The 20,122-nt window shown below is 69.7% G+C and carries 22 protein-coding genes and 1 tRNA gene; 12 read left to right on the top strand and 11 right to left on the bottom strand.

The genetic code is table 11. The annotated features are described in order from the left end of the window. Positions 1-26: 26 nt before the first annotated feature. Positions 27-1,280, bottom strand: a complete 1,254-nt coding sequence (gene icd, locus Q0716_RS02630) for an NADP-dependent isocitrate dehydrogenase (protein ID WP_299019339.1) — start codon at positions 1,278-1,280, stop codon at positions 27-29. 155 nt (positions 1,281-1,435) lie between these two features. Between icd and Q0716_RS02625 the strand changes: the two genes are divergently transcribed. Then, on the top strand, positions 1,436-1,876 hold the full coding sequence (locus Q0716_RS02625) for a DUF192 domain-containing protein (protein WP_299019337.1): 441 nt from the start codon (positions 1,436-1,438) through the stop codon (positions 1,874-1,876). A gap of 69 nt (positions 1,877-1,945) precedes the next feature. Here Q0716_RS02625 and Q0716_RS02620 read toward each other — a convergent pair whose 3' ends face one another. Beyond that, a complete protein-coding gene (locus Q0716_RS02620; protein ID WP_299019335.1) occupies positions 1,946-2,533 on the bottom strand; it encodes a Fe-Mn family superoxide dismutase in 588 nt (195 codons plus the stop codon). 101 nt (positions 2,534-2,634) lie between these two features. Next, positions 2,635-3,948, bottom strand: a complete 1,314-nt coding sequence (xseA, locus tag Q0716_RS02615; protein ID WP_299019332.1) for an exodeoxyribonuclease VII large subunit — start codon at positions 3,946-3,948, stop codon at positions 2,635-2,637. Between the two features lie 117 nt (positions 3,949-4,065). Here xseA and Q0716_RS02610 point away from each other — a divergent pair, with 117 nt between their 5' ends. From Q0716_RS02610 to adk, 6 genes are all read left to right on the top strand, one after another. Continuing rightward, positions 4,066-4,701, top strand: coding sequence for a MotA/TolQ/ExbB proton channel family protein (locus Q0716_RS02610; protein ID WP_299019327.1), 636 nt, complete (start codon positions 4,066-4,068; stop codon positions 4,699-4,701). Positions 4,702-4,726: 25 nt separating this feature from the next. Continuing rightward, positions 4,727-5,155, top strand: coding sequence for a biopolymer transporter ExbD (locus Q0716_RS02605; protein ID WP_299019326.1), 429 nt, complete (start codon positions 4,727-4,729; stop codon positions 5,153-5,155). After that, complete coding sequence (gene lpxK / locus Q0716_RS02600; protein ID WP_299019325.1) at positions 5,155-6,258, top strand: tetraacyldisaccharide 4'-kinase; 1,104 nt, start codon at positions 5,155-5,157, stop codon at positions 6,256-6,258. Before Q0716_RS02605 ends, lpxK begins: the two co-directional genes overlap by 1 nt. Positions 6,259-6,266: 8 nt before the next feature. Continuing rightward, positions 6,267-6,476, top strand: coding sequence for a Trm112 family protein (locus Q0716_RS02595; RefSeq protein WP_299019324.1), 210 nt, complete (start codon positions 6,267-6,269; stop codon positions 6,474-6,476). Positions 6,477-6,488: 12 nt separating this feature from the next. Next, positions 6,489-7,274, top strand: a complete 786-nt coding sequence (gene kdsB / locus Q0716_RS02590; protein WP_299019323.1) for a 3-deoxy-manno-octulosonate cytidylyltransferase — start codon at positions 6,489-6,491, stop codon at positions 7,272-7,274. Between the two features lie 159 nt (positions 7,275-7,433). Then, positions 7,434-8,090, top strand: coding sequence for an adenylate kinase (gene adk / locus Q0716_RS02585; protein WP_299019321.1), 657 nt, complete (start codon positions 7,434-7,436; stop codon positions 8,088-8,090). Between the two features lie 30 nt (positions 8,091-8,120). On the opposite strand, the gene Q0716_RS02580 is transcribed toward adk, so the two are convergent. The 3 genes from Q0716_RS02580 to Q0716_RS02570 form a co-directional block, all read right to left on the bottom strand. Continuing rightward, positions 8,121-9,182, bottom strand: coding sequence for an asparaginase (locus tag Q0716_RS02580; RefSeq protein ID WP_299019318.1), 1,062 nt, complete (start codon positions 9,180-9,182; stop codon positions 8,121-8,123). Positions 9,183-9,260: 78 nt separating this feature from the next. Beyond that, positions 9,261-9,354 (bottom strand) — tRNA-Ser (locus Q0716_RS02575). A gap of 55 nt (positions 9,355-9,409) precedes the next feature. Next, entirely contained in the window at positions 9,410-10,693 is a 1,284-nt protein-coding gene (locus tag Q0716_RS02570; protein ID WP_299019316.1) for an aspartate kinase, read from the bottom strand. A gap of 60 nt (positions 10,694-10,753) precedes the next feature. Between Q0716_RS02570 and Q0716_RS02565 the strand changes: the two genes are divergently transcribed. Next, complete coding sequence (locus Q0716_RS02565) at positions 10,754-10,954, top strand: DUF2905 domain-containing protein (RefSeq protein WP_299019314.1); 201 nt, start codon at positions 10,754-10,756, stop codon at positions 10,952-10,954. Here Q0716_RS02565 and tilS read toward each other — a convergent pair. The 4 genes from tilS to cysS all read right to left on the bottom strand — a co-directional run bounded on the left by tilS (position 10,875) and on the right by cysS (position 15,023). Then, complete coding sequence (gene tilS / locus Q0716_RS02560) at positions 10,875-11,966, bottom strand: tRNA lysidine(34) synthetase TilS (RefSeq protein WP_299019312.1); 1,092 nt, start codon at positions 11,964-11,966, stop codon at positions 10,875-10,877. The genes Q0716_RS02565 and tilS overlap by 80 nt on opposite strands. After that, positions 11,911-12,888: an acetyl-CoA carboxylase carboxyltransferase subunit alpha gene (locus tag Q0716_RS02555; RefSeq protein ID WP_299019310.1), complete on the bottom strand. Its 978-nt coding sequence runs from the start codon at positions 12,886-12,888 to the stop codon at positions 11,911-11,913. Before Q0716_RS02555 ends, tilS begins: the two co-directional genes overlap by 56 nt. A gap of 81 nt (positions 12,889-12,969) precedes the next feature. Beyond that, positions 12,970-13,617 carry a DNA-3-methyladenine glycosylase gene (locus Q0716_RS02550; RefSeq protein WP_299019341.1) on the bottom strand — a complete coding sequence of 216 codons (648 nt, stop codon included), beginning with the start codon at positions 13,615-13,617 and terminating at the stop codon, positions 12,970-12,972. Positions 13,618-13,649: 32 nt separating this feature from the next. Beyond that, on the bottom strand, positions 13,650-15,023 hold the full coding sequence (cysS, locus tag Q0716_RS02545; RefSeq protein WP_299019308.1) for a cysteine--tRNA ligase: 1,374 nt from the start codon (positions 15,021-15,023) through the stop codon (positions 13,650-13,652). Between the two features lie 70 nt (positions 15,024-15,093). Between cysS and Q0716_RS02540 the strand changes: the two genes are divergently transcribed. From Q0716_RS02540 to Q0716_RS02525, 4 genes are all read left to right on the top strand, one after another. Beyond that, positions 15,094-15,693, top strand: a complete 600-nt coding sequence (locus Q0716_RS02540) for a tetratricopeptide repeat protein (protein ID WP_299019306.1) — start codon at positions 15,094-15,096, stop codon at positions 15,691-15,693. Between the two features lie 168 nt (positions 15,694-15,861). Beyond that, complete coding sequence (locus tag Q0716_RS02535) at positions 15,862-16,371, top strand: peptidylprolyl isomerase (protein WP_299019304.1); 510 nt, start codon at positions 15,862-15,864, stop codon at positions 16,369-16,371. A 19-nt stretch (positions 16,372-16,390) separates the two neighbouring features. Then, a complete protein-coding gene (locus tag Q0716_RS02530) occupies positions 16,391-17,209 on the top strand; it encodes a UDP-2,3-diacylglucosamine diphosphatase (protein WP_299019302.1) in 819 nt (272 codons plus the stop codon). After that, positions 17,206-18,165: a M90 family metallopeptidase gene (locus tag Q0716_RS02525; RefSeq protein ID WP_299019300.1), complete on the top strand. Its 960-nt coding sequence runs from the start codon at positions 17,206-17,208 to the stop codon at positions 18,163-18,165. The genes Q0716_RS02530 and Q0716_RS02525 overlap by 4 nt, the downstream gene beginning before the upstream one ends. Here Q0716_RS02525 and Q0716_RS02520 read toward each other — a convergent pair. After that, positions 18,143-20,122 (bottom strand): DUF349 domain-containing protein (locus Q0716_RS02520; RefSeq protein WP_299019298.1); only part of this gene is annotated, 1,980 nt, incomplete at its 5' end. The two genes, Q0716_RS02525 and Q0716_RS02520, sit on opposite strands and share 23 nt — an antisense overlap.

Below are 20,122 nucleotides of genomic sequence, written 5' to 3'. Positions count from 1 at the left end.
AGCAGGTCGGGCCCGCCTCTGCGCACTCACATGTGGTCGATCATCACCTGCCCAAAACCCGAGCACGACACCTGCGTGGCCCCCTCCATCAAGCGCGCGAAGTCGTACGTCACGTGCTTGCTCTGGATGGCCTTTTCCATGGCGCTGATGATGAGGTCGGCCGCCTCTTTCCAGCCCATGTGGCGCAGCATCATCTCGGCCGACAGGATCTCGGAGCCGGGGTTGACATAGTCTTTGCCCGCGTACTTGGGTGCGGTGCCGTGCGTGGCCTCGAAGCACGCCACGGAATCGGACAGATTGGCCCCGGGCGCGATGCCAATGCCGCCGACTTGGGCCGCGAGCGCGTCCGAAATGTAGTCGCCGTTCAGGTTGGGGGTCGCGATCACCGAGTACTCCGCCGGACGCAGCAGGATCTGCTGCAGGAACGCGTCGGCGATCGAGTCCTTGATGACGATGTCACGCCCCGTCTTGGGGTTTTTGAACTTGCACCACGGGCCGCCATCGATGGGCTGAGCACCGAACTCGCGCTGGGCCAACGCATAACCCCAATCCCGGAAGCCTCCTTCCGTGTACTTCATGATGTTGCCCTTGTGCACCAGGGTGACGCTGGGCTTGTCGTTGTCGATGGCGTATTGGATGGCTTTGCGCACCAAGCGCTCGGTGCCTTCGATCGAGATGGGCTTGATGCCAATGCCCGACGTTTCCGGGAAGCGGATCTTGGTCACGCCCATCTCTTGGATCAGAAACTGGATGAGCTTTTTGGCCTTGTCGCTCTGGGCCGGGTACTCGATGCCGGCGTAGATGTCCTCGGAGTTTTCGCGGAAGATGACCATGTCGGTCTTCTCCGGCTCTTTCAGCGGCGAGGGCACCCCATTGAAGTAGCGCACCGGGCGCAGGCAGACGTAAAGGTCGAGCTCCTGCCGCAGCGCCACGTTGAGCGAGCGAATACCACCACCCACCGGCGTGGTCAGCGGCCCCTTGATGGAGACGACGTACTCCTTGAGCGCGTGCAGGGTTTCCTCGGGCAGCCAGACGTCAGGCCCATAGACGCGGGTGGATTTCTCACCGGCATAGACCTCCATCCAGTGGATCTTGCGCTGTCCCCCATAGGCTTTGGCCACCGCGGCGTCCACCACCTTGATCATCACGGGCGTGATGTCGACCCCAGTGCCATCTCCCTCGATGTACGGAATGATGGGATGATCGGGCACGTTGAGCGACATGTCCGCGTTGACGGTGATCTTCTGCCCGTCGGCAGGCACTTGGATGTGTTGGTACATGAGCGGGGTCTCCGTTGGTCTGAATGGTCCGCCGCGCCTGATGAGCGCCGCAGTCTACAATCGATTCTATCGAGAAAACCTGCGCGGACCTGACAGCGATGCGCCACCTCTTTCATTGGCCCAAGCGTGCAACTCCGCGTCGTCGAACGTGGCTGGTGCTGTTTGCGCTCATTCCCTTGGGCGTGAGCAGCGCGCCGCCTGCCAGCGAAGGGCAACCGCAAACCAACCTGCCCCGCGTGACGCTGCGCGCGGGTCTACACCTCATCCACGCACAGGTGGCCGCCACGCCCGAGCAGCGGGCGATCGGACTGATGTGGCGGCGCGAGCTGCCCGCCAACGAGGGCATGCTGTTCGTCTTTGAGCGCCCAGCCGTGCAGTGTTTCTGGATGAAAAATACGTACGTGCCGCTGACGGCCGCGTTCATTGCCGACGATGGGCGCATCGTCAACCTGGTCGACATGCGCCCGCTGGACGAAACCAGCCACTGCTCCCGCGAGCCGGTGCGCTACGTGCTGGAGATGACCCAGGGTTGGTTCGCACAACGCGGCATCGCCTCCGGCTTTCGCCTGGCGGGCGGCCCTTTTGGCGGCCGCTGACGCCAGCGCCGCCCTCGTCTCGACCTTCCTTCGGCCGACGCCCGCCAATGGCGTCGGCCACCGCCGTGATCAGGCGAAGTTGGCCTGCGCAAAGTCCCAGTTGACCAGTTTGTCGAGGAAGGTCTCGACGAACTTCTGGCGCAGGTTGCGGTAGTCGATGTAGTAGGCGTGCTCCCACACGTCCACCGTCAACAGTGCCTTGTCGGCCGTGGTCAATGGGGTGCCCGCGGCGCCGGTGTTGACGATGTCCACGCTGCCGTCGGGCTTCTTGACCAGCCAAGTCCAGCCCGAGCCGAAGTTGCCGACCGCGCTCTTGACGAAGGCGTCCCGGAAGGCGGCGTAGCTGCCCCATTTGGCGTTGATCGCATCGGCCAGCGGCCCGGTGGGCTCGCCACCACCGCCCGGCTTCATGCAGTGCCAGAAGAAGGTGTGGTTCCACACTTGGGCGGCGTTGTTGTAGATCGGGCTGGGGTTGGGTGCGCGGCGCACGATGTCTTCCAGCGCCATCGACTCGTACTCGGTGCCTTTTTGCAGGTTGTTCAGGTTGACCACATAGGCGTTGTGGTGCTTGCCGTGGTGGTACTCGAGCGTCTCTTTGGAGTAGTGCGGCTCCAGAGCGTCGATGGCGAAAGGCAGGGGAGGTAGGGTGTGTTCCATGGCGTTGTCCTCGTTGCAGTCAAAAAACCGACTGCCGCATTGTAGGGAAGACGCCGGACATCGCACAGGCGGGCCGCACGCACCCCCGCCGAGCGTGGGGATCAGGCCGGCTCGGTGGGGGATGGCTCCACGCCCGTCACGCGCACCTGCAGTCGCCCCTGCGAGAGGGCCACGCGCAGCGGTGCCCCCTCGTGGACCTGCGCTGTCGAGGTGACGACGCGGCCAACTTCATCGGTGACCAAGGCATAGCCGCGCTCCAATACCCGGTGCGGATCGAGCAGCGCCAGCTGCGCCTGCCAGCGCGCCAGCCGCAGCCGGTGGCGCTCCAGCGTGCGACTGACGGCCGAATGCCAACCCTGCTCCAGCCGCAGCCCGTGTTGGCGCCGGCGGTCGATGCCCATGACCAGCGCGCGCTGCAAGCGATGTTCGAGCGCCTGCACGCGCGCGCGCTCGCGGGCCGTGAGCGCCGAAGGGCGCCCCAGGCGCTGCGCCAGTCGGTCCAGGTGCTGAGCGTGGCCGTCGAGTCGGCGCCAGACGGCGCTGCGCAGCCGCTCCGCCTGCCGCTGCAGGCCGTCGAGCAGGGTCTGCCGGTCCGGTGCGCACAGCTCGGCGGCCGCCGTCGGCGTGGGGGCGCGCACATCGGCCGCAAACTCAGCCAGCGTAAAATCCGTCTCGTGCCCAACCCCACAGATCACGGGCATGGGTGCCTGCGCGACGGTGCGCACCACGTCCGGGTCGTTGAAGGCCCACAGGTCTTCCAGCGAGCCCCCACCCCGCACGAGCAACAGCACCGCGGGCTGGCCGTGGGTCTCGTGATCCTGATACGCCCGCCGCAACGCCGCGCACAGTTGCGCGGGCGCATCCGCCCCCTGCACCGCCGAGGGGTAGAGCCGAACCGGCAGGTACGGGGCCCGGCGCGCGAGAGTGGTGGCCACGTCGCGCAACGCCGCCGCATCCAGCGAGGTGACGACGCCGATACTCGACGGCCACGCAGGCAGCGCGCGCTTGCGCGCCCCATCGAACCACCCTTCGGCCTGCAATTGCGCCTTCAGGCGCAAAAACTGCTCGTAGAGCTGACCTTGGCCCGCAAGCCGCACGCGCTCGACGATGAGCTGCAAATCGCCGCGCGCGGCATAAACGTCGAGGCGGCCAAGCACTTCCACCTGGAGGCCGTCGCGCAGCGCCACCGCGCTGGCCTCGGCGGCGCGGCGAAAGAATGCACAGCGCAGTTGCCCCTGCGCGTCCTTGAGCGTGAAGTAGGCATGCCCGCTGCCCGCGCGCAGGTAGCCGCTGACCTCACCGCGCACGCGCACGGGGTTGAAGCGCGCACGCAACGCGTCGCCGACCGCGGTCACCAAGGCACCAACCGACCAAGTGGGTTCGTCAGCCGTCGCAGGCCAGGAAAGGTCATGCATGATCGATGCGAAGATGGTCCCGTAGGTGGCCCGATACCGGTGGCGGGCCGCGCGGGGCCAGTGACCGACTCGGTGCCCGATAATGCGCGGATCGCACCGCTGCACAGGAGATTGCCCTTGCTGTCGATCATACAGGCCGCCGGCTGGCCCATCTGGACGCTGATCGTGTGCTCGGTCCTCGGACTGGCCCTCGTCATCGAGCGCGCGTGGAGCCTGCGCACCACGCGCATCGTGCCGCCGCGGCTGCTGGACGAGGCCGTGCAGGCGAGCCGCCACGGCGTGCCGCCGCCTGCCGTCGTGGAACAGCTGGCCGACAACTCGGTGCTGGGCTCGGTGCTGGCCAGCGGACTGCGCGCCCTGCACGCCAACCCGCGTGCCACCGAAGCCGAGCTGCGCAGCGCGCTCGAATCCGCGGGACGCTTGGCGGCCGCGCAGTTGCAGCGCTACCTGGGGGCGCTGGCCACCGTCGCGTCGGCCGCTCCCTTGCTCGGACTGTTGGGCACGGTCATCGGCATGATCGAGATCTTTGGCTCGCAGGCCGGGCCGGGCGGACTGATGCCCGGCGGCGGCAACCCCGCACAACTGGCACACGGTATCTCGGTGGCGTTATATAACACCGCGTTCGGGCTGATGATCGCGATTCCAGCGCTCATTTTCTGGCGCTACTACCGCGCGCGGGTGGACGGTTTTTTGCTGCAGCTGGAGGTGGCGGCCGAGGCGTTTTTACACCACCTGCTGACACTGCGCCGCTGACTCTCGACTCCCCAGCGAGGCGTGCATGAACTTTCGACACGGCGACCGCGAAGAACCCGAGATCAACCTGATCCCGTTCATCGACATCCTGTTGGTGGTGCTGATCTTTCTGATGCTCACCACCACGTTCAGCCAAGCCACGGCGCTGCAGGTGAATCTGCCCGTGGCCAGCGACGAGCAGCCGCCGCGGGCACCTGCAGAAATCGTGGTGATGGTGGGCCCTGACGGACGCTATGCGGTCGCCAACCGCGTGCTGGAACAACACGGCGTGGACGCGCTCATTGAGGCGCTGCGCGCCGCGCGGCCGATCGGCCAACCAGGCAGCGATCCCATTTTGGTCATCCAGGCCGACGCCGCCGCCAGCCACCAGTCGGTCATCAACGTCATGGACGCGGCGCGCCAAGTGGGCCTGGTGCAAATCACCTTTGCCACCCAGCGCAGCCAGGGGCGCTGATGGCGCTGCCGGACCTGAGCGCCACCTGGAACGGGCGCGGTCCGCTGGCCGTTGGCCTGTTGCCCCTGGCCCTGCTCTACCGCGGTGCGCTGGCCCTGCGCGCCCTGCCCTGGCAGCTTGGCTGGCGCTGGCCCGCCCCGCTGCCGGTCCCGGTGGTGGTGGTGGGCAACGTGGTGGCCGGGGGGGCGGGCAAGACGCCAACGGTGATCGCCCTCGTCCAGCACCTGCAAGCCGCGGGCTGGCGGCCCGGCGTCGTCTCGCGCGGCCACGGGCGCACGGATCGCGCGGCCGTGCGCGTCTGCGACGACGCCACGGGCGACCCCGCACGGCTCGGCGACGAGCCGGCGCTGATTGTGCGCCGCACCGGCGCACCGTTGGCCGTGGGTTACGAGCGACCGGCCGCCGTGCGTGCGCTGCTGCAACGCCACCCGACGGTGGACATCGTGGTCAGCGATGACGGCCTGCAACACTGGGCGCTGGCGCGCGATCTGTCGATCATCGTGTTCGACCAGCGCGATGTCGGCAACGGCTGGCTGCTGCCCGCCGGCCCCTTGCGCGAGCCCTGGCCCGCGCCCGTCTGGGGCGGCGGGCCGGCGCTGGTGCTGCGCACCGACAAGCCAAGCGCGCCGCCCCGGCCGCACCCATACCCCGAATACCGAGCCACGCGCGCCCTGGCCGATGCGGCGCTGCCCGTCCCCGCTCCTGACGAGCCTCCCCTCCGTGCCTCGCAGCCCTTGGCCGACTGGGCCGCCGCGCGCACCCCGCTGGGTGCCCTGGCAGGCATCGCGCGGCCGAACGCGTTTTTTGCCATGCTGCGCGCGCGGGGGCTGACGCTGGTGCACACACTGGCGCTGCCCGATCACGCCCCGGCAGCCGCGCTGGGTGCCGCACTGCAGGCCGCAGCCACCACGGCCGGTGCCCCCCGGCATTGGCTGTGCACCGAAAAGGATGCCGTCAAGCTGCACGGCCAGCCGCTGCCCGATGGGGTAACGCTGTGGCAGGTGCCGCTGGTGCTGACGCCCGAGCCCGCGTGGTACGCCGCCATCGACCGTCACCTCCAGGCCTGGCGCCGCGCTCGCGCAGCCGACCGTGGCGCGCTATGATGCCCGCCATGGATCCCAAGCTGCTCGAACTGCTGGTCTGCCCGGTCACGAAGGGACCGTTGGTCTATGTGCGCGAAACCCAGGAACTGGTCTCGCGCGGCGCACGACTGGCCTACCCCATCCGCGACGGCATCCCCATCATGCTCGAAAACGAGGCCCGCGCGCTGGACGAGGCCGAACTCGACCGGCTGGCCCCGCCACGACCCGCCGTCGGCTGAGGGTGCCGGGCCATGCACGACGGGTTTCACGTCATCATTCCCGCGCGCCGCGCCTCGACGCGGCTGCCAGACAAGCCATTGGCCGACATCGGCGGCGCGCCCATGGTCGTGCGCGTGGCCCAGCGTGCGCAGGCCAGCGGGGCGCTGTCGTGCACCGTGGCCACGGACGACACCGAGATCGCGCGCGTCTGCCAGGACGCCGGCATCGCGGCGCTGCTGACCCGCGCCGACCACCCCAGCGGCAGCGATCGGCTGGCCGAGGCCGTGCAGCAGCTGGGCTTGCCGGACGACGCACTGGTGGTCAACGTGCAGGGCGACGAGCCCCTGATCGACCCGGCGCTGATTCGTGACGTCGCGCACGTACTGCGCGCGCGGCCCGATTGCGCCATGGGCACGGCCGCCCACCCCATCGCCACGGTGCAGGAGCTGTTCAATCCCAACGTCGTCAAGGTGGTGCTGGACCGGCAACACATCGCGCTGCTGTTCAGCCGCGCGCCGCTGCCGTGGTGGCGCGATGCCCCGCGCCACGACACCGTGCTGTCCCTCGACGATTGGCCGACCGACGCCCGGCCCCTGCGCCACATCGGGCTCTACGCGTACCGGGCCGGTTTTCTGCGGCGCTTTCCGTCGCTGCCGCCCGCGCCGCTGGAGCGCTGCGAGTCCCTGGAGCAGCTGCGCGTGCTGTGGCACGGCGAGCGCATCGCGGTGACGGTGAGCGACCGCGCGCCCGGCCCCGGCGTCGATACGCCGGAGGACCTGGCGCGCGTGCGCGCTCTATGGCAGCGCGACCACACCTGAGGACAACCCCGCACGGTATCGCACCCCCTGTAAGCCTGTGTCGGGATGTGCATGCTATTCTTGGGCGCTGGCCCCGTGCCAGCCGCCGCCGTCGGCCCAACGAGGAGACTCCGCGGCGTTGCGGCCCCATGACACGATCGCGACGAGTAAAGGAAACCCATGAGACTGATTCTGTTGGGCGCTCCGGGTGCTGGCAAAGGCACGCAGGCCGCGTTCATCTGCCAAAAATATGGCATTCCGCAGATTTCCACCGGCGACATGCTGCGCGCGGCGGTCAAGGCGGGCACCCCCTTAGGCATCGAAGCCAAGAAGGTGATGGACGCTGGCGGCCTGGTCAGCGACGACATCATCATCGGTCTGGTCAAGGAACGCATCGCCCAGCCGGACTGCGCCAACGGCTTTTTGTTCGACGGCTTCCCGCGCACCATCCCCCAGGCCGAGGCCATGCGCCAGGCGGGCGTGCGCATCGACTACGTGCTCGAGATCGACGTGCCGTTTGACGCCATCATCGAGCGCATGAGCGGGCGGCGCGTGCACCCCGCGTCGGGTCGCACGTACCACATCAAATACAACCCCCCAAAGGTCGACGGCAAGGACGACGTGACGGGCGAGGACCTGATCCTGCGCGACGACGACCGGGAAGAAACCGTGCGCAAGCGGCTAGACGTCTACGCGCAGCAAACCCGTCCGCTGGTGGACTACTACCGCCAATGGGCCGAGAAAGATCCGGCCCACGCCCCCAAATACCGCGCGATCAGCGGGCTGGGCACGGTCGAGGAGATCACGCAGCGCGTCTTTGCCGCGCTGGCCGACTGAGAAACGCGGCGGTCCGGCGGGCCCGCACCCTCACGCCAGGCCCGCCGCCTGCCACAACAGCTGCAGCGACAGCGACACGCGCGCCTTGGGCGGCGGCAAATCGGTGACGGCGAAACGCCGCTCGGCGCGGCCGCCCTCACCCGGCACAACTTCACCCTGGGGGCAGCGCGTCGTCACCCATACCGCAACGCCCTCGTCCTGCGCCTGGGCCAGCGCGGCCGCCAGCTGCTCGTGCAACGATCCGTTGCCCGTTCCCGCGACCACCAGCCCGGCCAGCGCATCGTCGGCATCGCGCCCCGCCATCGCCTCGCGGCGCTGACGTAGCAAGGCGCGCACCAGCGCCCCATCCGCGCCGCCATGGCTGGCCAGCCACTCCACCCGTGGCCAGCGTGGTGCGGCCAGCACGGCCTGCATCCGTGCGGCCTGCCGCGGATCAGCCGCCTCACCTGCCAGCGGTGCAGGCGGCGCCACCCAGCGCACGCGCCCCGCCTCCACCCAAGCGGCGGGGCCCGCATCGCCACCGCCAAACGCATCGGCGCGGGTGGGGTGCACTTTGGTCACCGTGCGCGCCGCAAAGACGCGCCCGGCCAGCGTCACCCACACGCCACCGGCGGCGCGCAGGCGGCCATCGACGGCCAGTGTCAGCGCATCGGCCAGGTTTTGCGGGCCATCGGGCGCCAGTGCCGACGCGGGCCGCATGGCGCCAACCAGCACCACCGGCCGCGCCGGCTGCAGCACCGTTTGCAGCAGCCAAGCCGTCTCCTCTAGGGTGTCGGTGCCGTGCGTGACGACGATGGCCCCCACATCGGGCTGCTGCAGCTGCGCGTGCACCGCGCCCAACAGCGCCTGCCACAGCGCCACCGTCATGTCCTTGCTGTCGACGTTGGCCACCTGCTGCGCCTGCACCCGCCAGCCCACGGGCGGCGCCATCCCCGCCACCAGATCGGCCACCGGTACCACCCCGGCCTGGTAGCCCACCACGTCGTGCGGCGAGGCCGCTCGCCCCGCGATCGTGCCGCCCATGCCCAGCACCGCGAGCACCGGTGCGGCGGCGCTGGGGTGGCCGCCGTCGATAGAAAATACGGGTTGCATCGTCACCTCCCGAGCGCCAAAAAACGAAACCCGACCGGCTAGGGTCGGGTTTTTCGTCTGCAGGACCAGCCAGAATGCTGGCGGAGTGAGAGGGATTCGAACCCTCGATGCGGGTTTTGGCCCGCATACTCCCTTAGCAGGGGAGCACCTTCGGCCTCTCGGTCATCACTCCGAAGAACCGCCATTATGCCCCAAGTCGAGGCGTCTGCGCGGCGGCGTGTGCAAAATCAGGCCCCTTGCAGCGTGTCCTCGGGCTGATCGAGGTCGAACTCGCGGTGCAGTGCGCGCACGGCCAGCTCCATGTATTTCTCGTCGATGACGACCGAGATCTTGATCTCCGACGTGGAGATCATTTGGATGTTGATGCCCTCGGCCGCCAAGCAGCGGAACATGCGGCTGGCCACGCCGACATGGCTGCGCATGCCGATGCCCACCACGCTGACCTTGCAGATGCGCGCGTCACCGACCACGTCGGTGGCGCCGAGCGCGGGCACCACCTGGCCTTTTAGCACGTCCAGCGCGCGCGCCAAGTCGTTGCGGTGCACGGTGAAGCTGAAGTCGGTGCGCCCGTCCTTGCCGACGTTTTGGATGATGACGTCGACGTCGATGTTGGCATCGGCCACCGCGCCCAGGATCTGGGCCGCGATGCCGGGTTTGTCGGGCACGCCCAGCACCGAGACCTTGGCCTCGTCACGGTTGAATGCGATGCCGGAGACGACGGCTTGTTCCATGGATTCGCCTTCCTCGAAAGTGATCAGGGTGCCGCTGCGGGCCTCTTCGTCGATGGGAATGTCCCAGGGGGTGAAGCTGGAGAGCACGCGGATGGGCACGCGGTACTTGCCGGCAAACTCCACGGAGCGGATTTGCAGCACTTTGGAGCCCATGCTGGCCATCTCCAGCATTTCCTCGAAGCTGATGCGCTCAAGGCGCCGCGCTTCGGGCACGACGCGCGGGTCGGTGGTGTAGACGCCGTCCACGTCGGTGTAGATCAGGCACTCGTCAGCCTTGATGGCCGCTGCCACCGCCACGGCGGAGGTATCGGAGCCGCCCCGGCCCAGCGTCGTGATATTGCCGCCCGCATCCACGCCCTGAAAGCCGGTGATGATGACGACCTTGCCCGCGGCCAGGTCGGCGCGGATGCGCTGGTCGTCGATGGCTTCGATGCGGGCCTTGGTGTAGGCACTGTTGGTGCGGATGGGCACCTGCCAGCCACAGTACGAGATGGCGTCGATGCCTTCGGCCTGCAAGGCGATGGCGAGCAGCCCCACCGACACTTGCTCGCCCGTGGCGGCGAGCTGGTCGAGCTCGCGGTAGTAGGCGGTACCCGGTTTTTCTGGCGCCACTTCTTTGGCCAAGCCGAGCAGGCGGTTGGTCTCGCCGCTCATCGCGCTGGGCACCACGACCATCTGGTGGCCGGCGCGCACCCATTTGGCCACCCGCTTGGCGACGTTGCGGATGCGCTCGGTGGAACCCATGCTGGTGCCACCGTACTTGTGAACGATCAGTGCCATGGAATCGTCTGATGAAGGGGCCCGCGCGGATGCGGGCAAACCTTGGCATTATAGGTGGCCATGCAACGCTTTCTGATCGCAACCGGTTCCCTGCTGCTGCTGGCGGGTCTGCTGTGGCCATGGCTGTCCAAACTGCCCTGGGGGCGACTGCCCGGCGATATCGCCATCGAACGCGAGGGCTTCAGTTTTTACTTTCCCCTGGGCACGAGTCTGCTGGTGTCGGGGCTGCTGTCGCTGCTGTTGTGGTGGTGGCGGCGCTAGCCGCATCGGGCTGCCACTGCAGGGTGTCGCCACAGCGGCGGATGCGTCCAGGCCCCAGACGTAGCTCGATGCGCTGCGCGCGCGTGCGCGCAGCAGCGATCTGCCGCGCCAGCGCCTGCCACTGGGCATCGCTGGCCTGCGCACCGTGCGCCTCGCGCAGCCACAGGCGCAGCGCGTTGATCAAGCGCGGCGGCGACAGGGCACGCAAAACGGGCAGCGCTGGGGGCACGCCGATGCGGGCCAGGTCTTCTTGGGCCAGTGTTTGCAGCAGCGCCTGCGCGCTGGCGGCATGGCGGGCGCTGCGGGCCACGGTCTGCGTCACCTGCGGAAAGGCTTGCAGCAGCGCCGGCAGCACCTGCTGCCGCAAGCGGTTGCGGGTGGGATGGGGGTCGGCGTTGGTCGGGTCCTCGACCCACGGCACGCGCGCCGCCGCCAGCTGGGCGCGCAGCTCGCGCCCGTCGGCGGTCAGCAGCGGGCGCGCCCATGTAACGCCATCGCGCTCCACACGCTCGGGCATGGCCGCGAGCCCCGGCAAACCCGCACCGCGCGTCAGCGCCAGCAGCACGGTCTCGATCTGGTCCAGCGCGTGATGTCCCAGCAGCACTGCTGCCGCGCGGCGCCCACGCGCCACCTGGGCCAGCACCGCGTAGCGGGCGGCACGGGCCGCCTCCTCGGGACTGCGGCCCGGGGGCAGGGCCACTTGCACCCGCACGCCCTGCCACGCCACGCCCCAGGCGGCACAACACTGCTCGGTGTGCGCGGCAAAGGCATCGGCCGCCGCCTGCAGGCCGTGGTGTACATGCACCGCCACCACCCGCGTCCCCCAGCGCGCCAGCGCCGCCAACAACAGGGCGGTGGAATCGGCCCCACCGCTGAAAGCGACCAGCAACGGCGCGTCCCCCCGGTCGAGGTCCGGGTGGCGCAGCGCCCAGTCGGCCAGCGCCCGTGCCGCGGCGTCAGGCGCGGGCGGCCTTGGTGTCGGTAAAGCGCCCGTAGGCGTTGAGCCGGGCATGGCGGCGCGCGATCAACTCGGCCGGATCCAGGTCGGCCACCTGCCGCAACGCCTCGGCCAGCGCCCGCTTGAGCATGGCCGCCATCTGCTGCGGGTCGCGGTGCGCCCCGCCGACGGGTTCGTTGACGATTTTGTCGATCAGGCCCAGCGCCTTGAGTCGGTGCGCGGTCAGCCCTAGCGCTTCGGCGGCTTCTGGGGCCTTGTCGGCGGTCTTCCACAAGATGGAGGCACAACCCTCAGGGCTGATGACGGAGTACACGGCGTACTGCAGCATCAGCACCTGATCGGCCACGGCGATCGCGAGCGCCCCGCCCGAGCCGCCCTCGCCGATGATGGTGCTGATGATGGGCACCTCGAGCTGCGCCATCTCGTAGATGTTGCGGCCGATGGCCTCGGACTGGTTGCGCTCCTCGGCGTCGATGCCGGGATACGCGCCCGGCGTGTCGACGAAGGTAAACACCGGCAGGCGGAACTTTTCGGCCAGCTTCATGACGCGCAGCGCCTTGCGGTAGCCCTCGGGCTTGCTCATGCCGAAGTTGCGCAGCGCGCGCTCCTTGGTGTCGCGGCCCTTTTGGTGGCCGATGACCACACAGGGTTGCCCCTGAAAGCGCGCCAGGCCGGCGACGATGCTGAGGTCGTCGGCAAAGTGGCGATCCCCGTGCAGCTCCGTCCAGTGGGTGAAGATTTCGCGCACATAGTCCAGCGTGTAGGGCCGGTCGCTGTGGCGCGCAATCTTGGTCACCTGCCACGGGGTGAGCTTGCTGTAGATGTCTTTGGTGAGCTGCAAGCTCTTCTGGCTCAGGCGCTCGATCTCTTCCGAGATATCGACCGCCGACTCGGTCTGCACATAGCGCAGCTCTTCGATCTTGGCTTCGAGTTCCGCGATCGGCTGCTCGAAATCCAGAAAATTGCGTTTGGCCAAGGTGTCTCTCCACGGGCGCTCGCGGCCCTAGTGTCACCGACTCGGGGGCACACCCACCGCCGGTCCGGGGGGGTTGGGGTTTTAGTACGCCACCGGCACCGGGTCCAGCGAGCGCCAAATATACCAAGTCGCCACGCTGCGGTACGGGGCCCAGGCGGCCGCCACCTCACGCGCGTCGCTGCGGCTGACGGGCTCGCCCGAAAAATAGCATTGGCTGATGCCGCGCAGCAAACCCACGTCGTCCAGCGGCAACACGTCCGGCCGCATCAGGTGGAAGATGAGAAACATCTCCGCCGTCCAGCGACCGACGCCGCGAATCGCCACCAGCTCACGGATGATGGCCTCGTCGTCCATGGCGTGCCACGCCGCCGGGTCGATCCGGCCCTCGGCAAAGTGGCGCGCGAGGTCATGCAGATACTCGACCTTGCGCGCGCTCAGCCCCGCGGCGCGCAGCGTGTCGTCGGGGCACGCCAGCACCGCATGCGGCGTGCAGTCACCCACGCAGGCCAGCAGCCGCTCCCACACCGACTGCGCGGCTTTGACCGAGATCTGCTGGCCCACGACGCTGCGCGCGAGCGTACCGAACGGATCGCCGCGCGACTGCAGGCAAGCGCCGGCAAACTGCGGGATCAGGCGCGCCATGACGCGGTCGCGACCGACCAGGTGCGTGCACGCCTCGCCCCAGTAGGGGGGCACGACACCGCCTGCCGCCGGGGGATCCCGGTCCAGCGCGGCCCCGCGACGTTGTCCGGCGGCGGCAGTCACGCGCGCTCCCAGGTCGTGCCTTGCGGACCGTCCTTGAGCACGATGCCTTGCGCGGCCAGCTCGGCCCGGATGCGGTCCGCGGTGGCGAAGTCACGCGCCGCTTTGGCAGCTGCCCGCTCGGCAATGCGCTGGGCGATCGCCGCTTCGTCCAGTCCGGCACCAGCGCGCAGAAACGCCTGCGGATCCTGCTGCAGCAGTCCGAGGGTGCCGCCCAGCGCGCGCAGCAGGCCGCTGGCGGCGGCGTCGCGCGTGCGGTTAACCTCGGCCGCCAGGTCGAACAACACCGCCAGTGCCTCGGGCGTGCCAAAGTCCTCGTCCATCGCGGCCTTGAAGCGTGCCGCATGCGGCTCCGCCCAGTCGATGGTGACCGTCTGCGGTGGCACGGCGGCCAGCGCGGTGTAGAGCCGCTTGAGCGCCGCACGCGCGTCTTCGAGGTGCTGGTCGCTGTAGTTGAGCGGGCTGCGGTAGTGCGCGCGCACGATGAAAAAGCGCACCGTCTCGGCGTCGAACTTTTCCAGCACCTCGCGGATGGTGAAAAAGTTGCCCAGGCTCTTGGACATCTTCTCGTTGTCCACACGCACGAAGCCGTTGTGCATCCAGATCTGGGCCAGCGGCTTGCCGGTGGCGCCTTCGCTCTGGGCGATTTCGTTTTCGTGGTGGGGAAACTGCAGGTCGGCGCCGCCGCCGTGGATGTCGAAGCTCTCGCCCAGCATCTCGCAGCTCATGGCCGAGCACTCGATGTGCCAGCCCGGCCGCCCCAGGCCGTAGGGGCTGTCCCATTTGGCCTCATCGGGCTCCTCGGGCTTGGCGGCCTTCCACAGCACGAAGTCGAGCGGATCGCGCTTGCCGTCGCCCACCGCCACGCGCTCGCCCGCACGCAGCTCGTCGATCGACTTGCCCGACAACTTGCCATAGCCGGGGAAGGCCCGCACCGCGTAGTTGACGTCGCCGTTGTCGCTGCGGTAGGCCAGGCCCTTGGCCTCCAGCCGCTCGATCAGGCCCACCATCTGGGGCACGAATTCGGTGGCCCGCGGCTCGAACGTGGGTCGCTCGATGCCCAGCGTGTCGGCGTCGGCGTGCAGGGCCGCCACCATGCGGTCGGTCAGGCTGCGGATGGTTTCGCCGTTTTGCAGCGCGCGGGCGATGATCTTGTCGTCGATATCGGTGATATTGCGCACGTAGGTCACGCGATAGCCGCTGGCCTTGAGCCAGCGCTGCACGACGTCGAATGCCACCATAGAGCGCGCGTGCCCCAGGTGACAGAGATCGTAGACGGTCATGCCGCAGACGTACATGCGAACGTGGCCGGGCTCCAGCGGCACGAGCGGATCGAGCCGGCGCGTGAGCGAGTTGTAGATGCGCAGGGTCATGGCAAAACGGGGCCCAGCGAGTCATGAACCCGCGGGCTACAATCAGTGCAAAGGCGCGTATTGTGCACCGATGCCCGAGTTGATTCATCCCCCCTCCCCCACCACCCAGCGCCCCCCCCGCCGGCCGCGTGTGCCACGCCTGGGTGCGCTCGCGCTGCTGAGTCTGGCACTGGGCGTGTTGTCGCCTGCGCTGGCGCAATCCGCATCACCGGCCGCGCCGTACGCCGACGTCCAGCGCCTCATCGCCACCCAGTCCTGGCCGCTGGCGCAGCAGCGCCTGCAGCAGTGGCTGCAGGATCATCCCGGCGACCCGCAGGCCCGCCTGCTGCTGGGCGTGGTGCTGGCCGGCCAGGGCGACGTCGACGCGGCGCGCCAGGTGTACGAAGCGCTGATCCAGGCCTACCCCGAACTGCCCGAACCGCACAACAACCTGGCGGTGTTGCACGCGGCGCACGGTCGGCTGGCCGAGGCACGCGCAGCGCTCGAAGACGCCATTCGCGCCAACCCCGACTACGCCACGGCCCACCGCAACCTGGGCGACGTATACGCCCGGCTGGCGCTGGGCCACTGGCAGCGCGCGCTGGCGCTACAACCCGACATGCCCGAGTTGCGCGAGCGCGCGCAGGCGCTGCGCTCGCTGCTGCAGCCGCCTGTCCCGGCCACTCGTTGACCCTCGACCGCTTTGCTTGCCATGCATCGTCCGACACCACCCGTGCACCGCCGCGCCCTGCTGGGCCTGCTGGCCTGCGGCGCCGCCGTGGGCTGGACCGCCGCGCGCGCCCAAGCCGCGCCCACCCCGTCCGGGGCGAAAAGCCCCTCCTCCACCGGAGCCCGTTCCATGAACCCCCAAGTCGAACTCCACATCGCCGGCCACGGCGTCATCACGCTCGAACTCGACGCCGCCAAGGCGCCCAAGACGGTCGAAAACTTTTTGCAATACGTGCGCGACGGGCATTACGACGGCACGATCTTTCACCGCGTCATCGATGGCTTCATGATCCAGGGCGGCGGCTTTGAGCCGGGCATGAAGCAAAAGCCCACGCGCGCGCCGATCGAAAACGAAGCCACCAACGGCCTGAAAAACGACCGCTACACGATCGCGATGGCGCGCACGCAAGCCCCGCACTCGGCCACGGCGCAGTTTTTCATCAATGTTGCCGACAACGGGTTTTTGAACCACACCGCCCCCACCCTGCAGGGCTGGGGCTACGCGGTGTTCGGCAAGGTCAAATCCGGCACCGAGGTGGTCGACGCCATCCGCAAGGTGGCCACCGGACGCCGGGGCTTCCACGACGACGTGCCGCTGCAAGACGTGGTGATCACCAAGGCCGTTGTCGTCAACCCCTGACGGCGCACCGGCGCCTGCCATGGACGGCCCCACGCTGCGCGACCGCATCGATGCGCCGACCACTTGGCGCCGCGTCGACTGCGTGTCGGATGTGCACTTGCACGCCCAAGACCCAGCAACCGCACGCGCTTGGTTGTCGTACCTGGCTGCCGCCCCGTTCGATGCGCTGCTGATTCTGGGTGACCTGTTCGAGGTATGGGTGGGCGACGACGTGCTGACGGCCGACCCGGCCCTCGACCCCGAGATCGCCTTCGCACAGGCGCAGGCGGGCGCGATCGGCGCCCTGGCGCGTCGGCGGCCCGTGTACGTGATGCACGGCAACCGTGACTTCTTGTTGGGTGCCGCCTTTGCCGCCGCCACGGGTGTCGAGCGGCTGGCCGACCCGACCCGGCTCGAGTGGGGCGGCGTGCGTTGGCTGCTCAGCCACGGCGACGCCTGGTGCCTGGACGACGGCGACTATCAGGCGTTTCGCGCCGAGGTGCGCGCCGCGCCTTGGCAGGCGGCGTTTTTGGCACAACCCCTGCCGCAGCGGCTGCAGCAGGCCCGCGCCCTGCGCGAACGCAGCCAAGCGCACCAGGCCCGGCAACGGGCCAGCGGACGCCCGCCCACCGACGTCGATGCCGCCACGGCCGCGCGCGCCGTGGCCGACGCGGGCGCGGCGGGGTTGATCCATGGACACACCCACCGCCCTGGCGCGCACCGCCTGCCGGGCGGCGCCTGGCGCTTGGTGCTCAGCGACTGGGACGCGGCAGCCCACCCGGCGCGACTGCAGGTGCTCAGCCTGGATGCGCAGGGCGGCTGGCAGGCGCGCGCCCTGCCCGACGCCCTGGCCCCATGAGCGTCACCGCCCCCACACCAGACCCGGATTGGATGCGTGGACTGCGGCGGCTCGCCCGCACATGGCGGCGCTGGCTGCAGCGCTGGCAGCGCCGTCGGCGTGCCCAGCGCGGCGACGGCAGCGCCATCCCGGACGCCTTGTGGAACCCCGTGGTGGCGGCATTGCCGCCGCTGCAGGCGCTCGACGCCAACGAGCGCGCACGCCTGCGCGACCTGTGCGCCGCCTTTTTGGCGCGCAAAGAGTTCAGCGGCGCACACGGGCTGGTCGTCGACGATCGCATGGCGCTGCTGGTGGCCGCGCAGGCGTGCCTGCCGCTGCGCCACCGCGGGCTGGCGGCGCTGGCGTGGTACGACGATTTCGTCGGTATCGTCTTGCACCCGGACGAGGTGGTGGCCCCCCGCCGCGTGCGCGACGACGCGGGTGTGGAACACATTTACGAAGAAGAACTGGCCGGCGAGGCCATGCAGGGTGGCCCCATCGTGCTGGCGTGGCCGCGCGTGCAGGGCGCCAGCCCCACCGCGCCGGGAGTCGGCCACAACTTGGTGATCCACGAATTCGCGCACGCGATCGATCTGCACGGCAAACCACTGGGCCAGCCCGCTGATGGTTGCCCGCTGCTGCCGCCCGGTTTTTTGGGGCTGTCCGACGCGCAGGCGCGGCGCCATTGGCACGACGTGCTGCACGAGGCGCTGGCGGTGCACCGCGAGCGCGTGGCCCTGCACGAGCGCTTCGGCGGCCCAGCCCCCTGGCTGGACGCGTATGGCGCCGAGTCACCGGCGGAGTTCTTTGCCGTCGCGTGCGAGGCGTATTGCGTGGCGCGCGAACGGCTGGCAGCCGAGCATCCGCGGCTGGTCGAGCTGTTCGATGCGTTTTTCGGCCGCCCACCCGATGCGACCACGGGCACGGGCGCGGGCGGGTTGGGTGACCGCAGCGTCAGCGGCGCAGCAACACCCTGAGCGCGGCCTGCAGACGCCGCTCGGCCGCCGGGTCGTGCGCACTGGCCAGCACCTGCGCCACGTCCTGCGTCCAGGTCTCGGCGGGGCCGGGCTCGTGTCGGCGCGTCAGCAGCTGCAACTGCAATTGGCGCCGGGCGTCCAGGTGCTCGGCTGGGGTCGGCACCTCGGCCGCGATCTCCAGCCGCAGCAAGGCCTGCATCGCCTGGGCCGCATCGGCGGGGGGGCGCTGCAAGGCTTGCACCCAGGCGCTGCGCGCCGCCGCGGCCTGGCGCCCGCCCAACTGCTGCGCCGCGGGTATGCGGGCCGGGTCGCGCGTCGCCCAGGCGGCCAGCAGCGCCGACAACGCCTCGCCCTGGGTACGGGCGGCCAACTGGCGCAGCTTTGCCTCTGCCTGCTCGAGGGCCTGCCGCTGGGCTCGAAACGCCGCATCCCCCAAACGCGGGCGTGGCGCCACATCGCTGCGCGCAGGGCGCGGCGGCCGCTGCGCGCGCAGCGACGCGCCCTTGTCTGCGGGCCCACTGCGCGCCGCCACCGGGGCAGCACCGGGGCGATCGTCACCCCGGCGCGCGACCACGGGCCGTGGCCCGGCACCCGCCGCTTCGGGCGTGGCGGCACTGGCATCCGGCGCCGACTCGGCCGGGGCAGCCGCCGCGCTCACCGGGTCCTCGTCGGCCACCCCTTCGCCCTCGGCGGCCGCGCGCAAGGCCGCCATGGCGGCGCGGATCTGCTGCGCGTCGTCGCTGGCGCACGCTGCCTCCAGCGCCCGGGCCGCGTCGAGCACGGCGGCGTCGAGCCGGCTGGTGACGGCCTGCGCCTTGTCGCGCTCGGCGCTCTTGCGGGCAAAGGCGGCGTCGATGGGCTGGCGGAATGCCTCCCACAGCTTTTGTTCCTTGCGGCGATCCAGGGGCACGCGGTGCGCCTCTTCCTGCCAGCGCTGCTGCAGCGCTTTGACGGCATCGAGCCGCAGGCGCGGCTCGGCAGCCAGCGCCTGGGCCTCGGCAATGAGCGCCTGCCGCCGCGCCACGCTGTCGGCCTGCGCCGCCTCGATCCGCTCGTGGGCCGCGGCCATCGCCGCTTTCCACAGCGGCTGCAGCTCGGCAAAGGTCTTTTCACTCACGTGGCCGCCCTGGCGCCAGCGTTCGGCAAAGGCATGCAAATCGCGCAGCTGCGCGCGCCAGTCGTCGCTGTCGGCGTGGGCGGCCGTCCAAGCCTTGACCTCCTCGATGAGGGCCAAGCGCGCCTGGCGCGCAGCTTCGTTTTGCGCTTTGAGCTCGCGCCGCCAGGCCTCCACCGCCTGATACGCCTGGTTGCATGCCTCGTCGAAGCGCTTCCACAGCGCGTGGTTCGAGGTGCCCCCCTGGTCGATTTGCTTCCACTGCTCGCGCAGCTGCCGGATCGTTTCCTGCAGCTTGCGCCCGGTGGGGCGCTCGGTCTCCGGCCCCTGGGTCAGGGCCAGCGCCTGGGCCAGCAGCCCCTCGCGCAACTGGTCGGCGCGCCAGCGCTGCCAGTCTTCCAACTCTTTGGCCTTGGCCAACGCCGCTTGGGCGCGTGCCTCGAGCTCGGGGCCCGCATGGCGACCGTGCACTTTGACCGCATGGCGCAGTTCACCGGCGTAGCGCCCCATCGCCTTGGTGTGGCCCTCGGCCAGCTCACGCTCCAGCGCCTCGATGGCCGGCAGCAACACCGACTGCGCCAACGCCTGCACCGCCTTCGGCACGGGCACAGCGCTTTCCTCGCGCGCGGGCGATGGCTCGCCGCGCGCGGCGCGAATCTCGTCGGCCCAGACCGGCACGCCGGGCAGGGGCGCTTGGCCGTCGGCCAGCGCCGCCACCGCCTGCGCCAGCGCGGCATCGAAAGCTTGCCACACCGCCTCGAGCTGCTGGCGTGCGCCGTCGAGCTGGGCCGGGTAGCGCGGATCAAGATCCGCCCAGCCGGGCGACTCGACCAACGCCGCTGC

The sequence above is a fragment of the uncultured Tepidimonas sp. genome, assembly GCF_938045175.1.
Classification (GTDB): domain Bacteria; phylum Pseudomonadota; class Gammaproteobacteria; order Burkholderiales; family Burkholderiaceae_C; genus Tepidimonas.
Note: the sequence above shows the minus strand (reverse complement) of the source record. Positions and strands in the feature narration are given on the sequence as shown.

What these genes read in the sequence shown, in the direction of transcription:
- Q0716_RS02620 (WP_299019335.1), bottom strand. Translation starts at nt 2,533, where the DNA reads ATGGAACACACCCTACCTCCCCTGCCTTTCGCCATCGACGCTCTGGAG.
- Q0716_RS02595 (WP_299019324.1), top strand. Translation starts at nt 6,267, where the DNA reads ATGGATCCCAAGCTGCTCGAACTGCTGGTCTGCCCGGTCACGAAGGGA.
- xseA (WP_299019332.1), bottom strand. Translation starts at nt 3,948, where the DNA reads ATGCATGACCTTTCCTGGCCTGCGACGGCTGACGAACCCACTTGGTCG.
- Q0716_RS02565 (WP_299019314.1), top strand. Translation starts at nt 10,754, where the DNA reads ATGCAACGCTTTCTGATCGCAACCGGTTCCCTGCTGCTGCTGGCGGGT.
- Q0716_RS02605 (WP_299019326.1), top strand. Translation starts at nt 4,727, where the DNA reads ATGAACTTTCGACACGGCGACCGCGAAGAACCCGAGATCAACCTGATC.
- Q0716_RS02525 (WP_299019300.1), top strand. Translation starts at nt 17,206, where the DNA reads ATGAGCGTCACCGCCCCCACACCAGACCCGGATTGGATGCGTGGACTG.
- Q0716_RS02580 (WP_299019318.1), bottom strand. Translation starts at nt 9,182, where the DNA reads ATGCAACCCGTATTTTCTATCGACGGCGGCCACCCCAGCGCCGCCGCA.
- tilS (WP_299019312.1), bottom strand. Translation starts at nt 11,966, where the DNA reads ATGCCCGGCTCAACGCCTACGGGCGCTTTACCGACACCAAGGCCGCCC.
- Q0716_RS02530 (WP_299019302.1), top strand. Translation starts at nt 16,391, where the DNA reads ATGGACGGCCCCACGCTGCGCGACCGCATCGATGCGCCGACCACTTGG.
- kdsB (WP_299019323.1), top strand. Translation starts at nt 6,489, where the DNA reads ATGCACGACGGGTTTCACGTCATCATTCCCGCGCGCCGCGCCTCGACG.
- lpxK (WP_299019325.1), top strand. Translation starts at nt 5,155, where the DNA reads ATGGCGCTGCCGGACCTGAGCGCCACCTGGAACGGGCGCGGTCCGCTG.
- cysS (WP_299019308.1), bottom strand. Translation starts at nt 15,023, where the DNA reads ATGACCCTGCGCATCTACAACTCGCTCACGCGCCGGCTCGATCCGCTC.
- icd (WP_299019339.1), bottom strand. Translation starts at nt 1,280, where the DNA reads ATGTACCAACACATCCAAGTGCCTGCCGACGGGCAGAAGATCACCGTC.
- Q0716_RS02535 (WP_299019304.1), top strand. Translation starts at nt 15,862, where the DNA reads ATGAACCCCCAAGTCGAACTCCACATCGCCGGCCACGGCGTCATCACG.
- adk (WP_299019321.1), top strand. Translation starts at nt 7,434, where the DNA reads ATGAGACTGATTCTGTTGGGCGCTCCGGGTGCTGGCAAAGGCACGCAG.
- Q0716_RS02570 (WP_299019316.1), bottom strand. Translation starts at nt 10,693, where the DNA reads ATGGCACTGATCGTTCACAAGTACGGTGGCACCAGCATGGGTTCCACC.
- Q0716_RS02540 (WP_299019306.1), top strand. Translation starts at nt 15,094, where the DNA reads ATGCCCGAGTTGATTCATCCCCCCTCCCCCACCACCCAGCGCCCCCCC.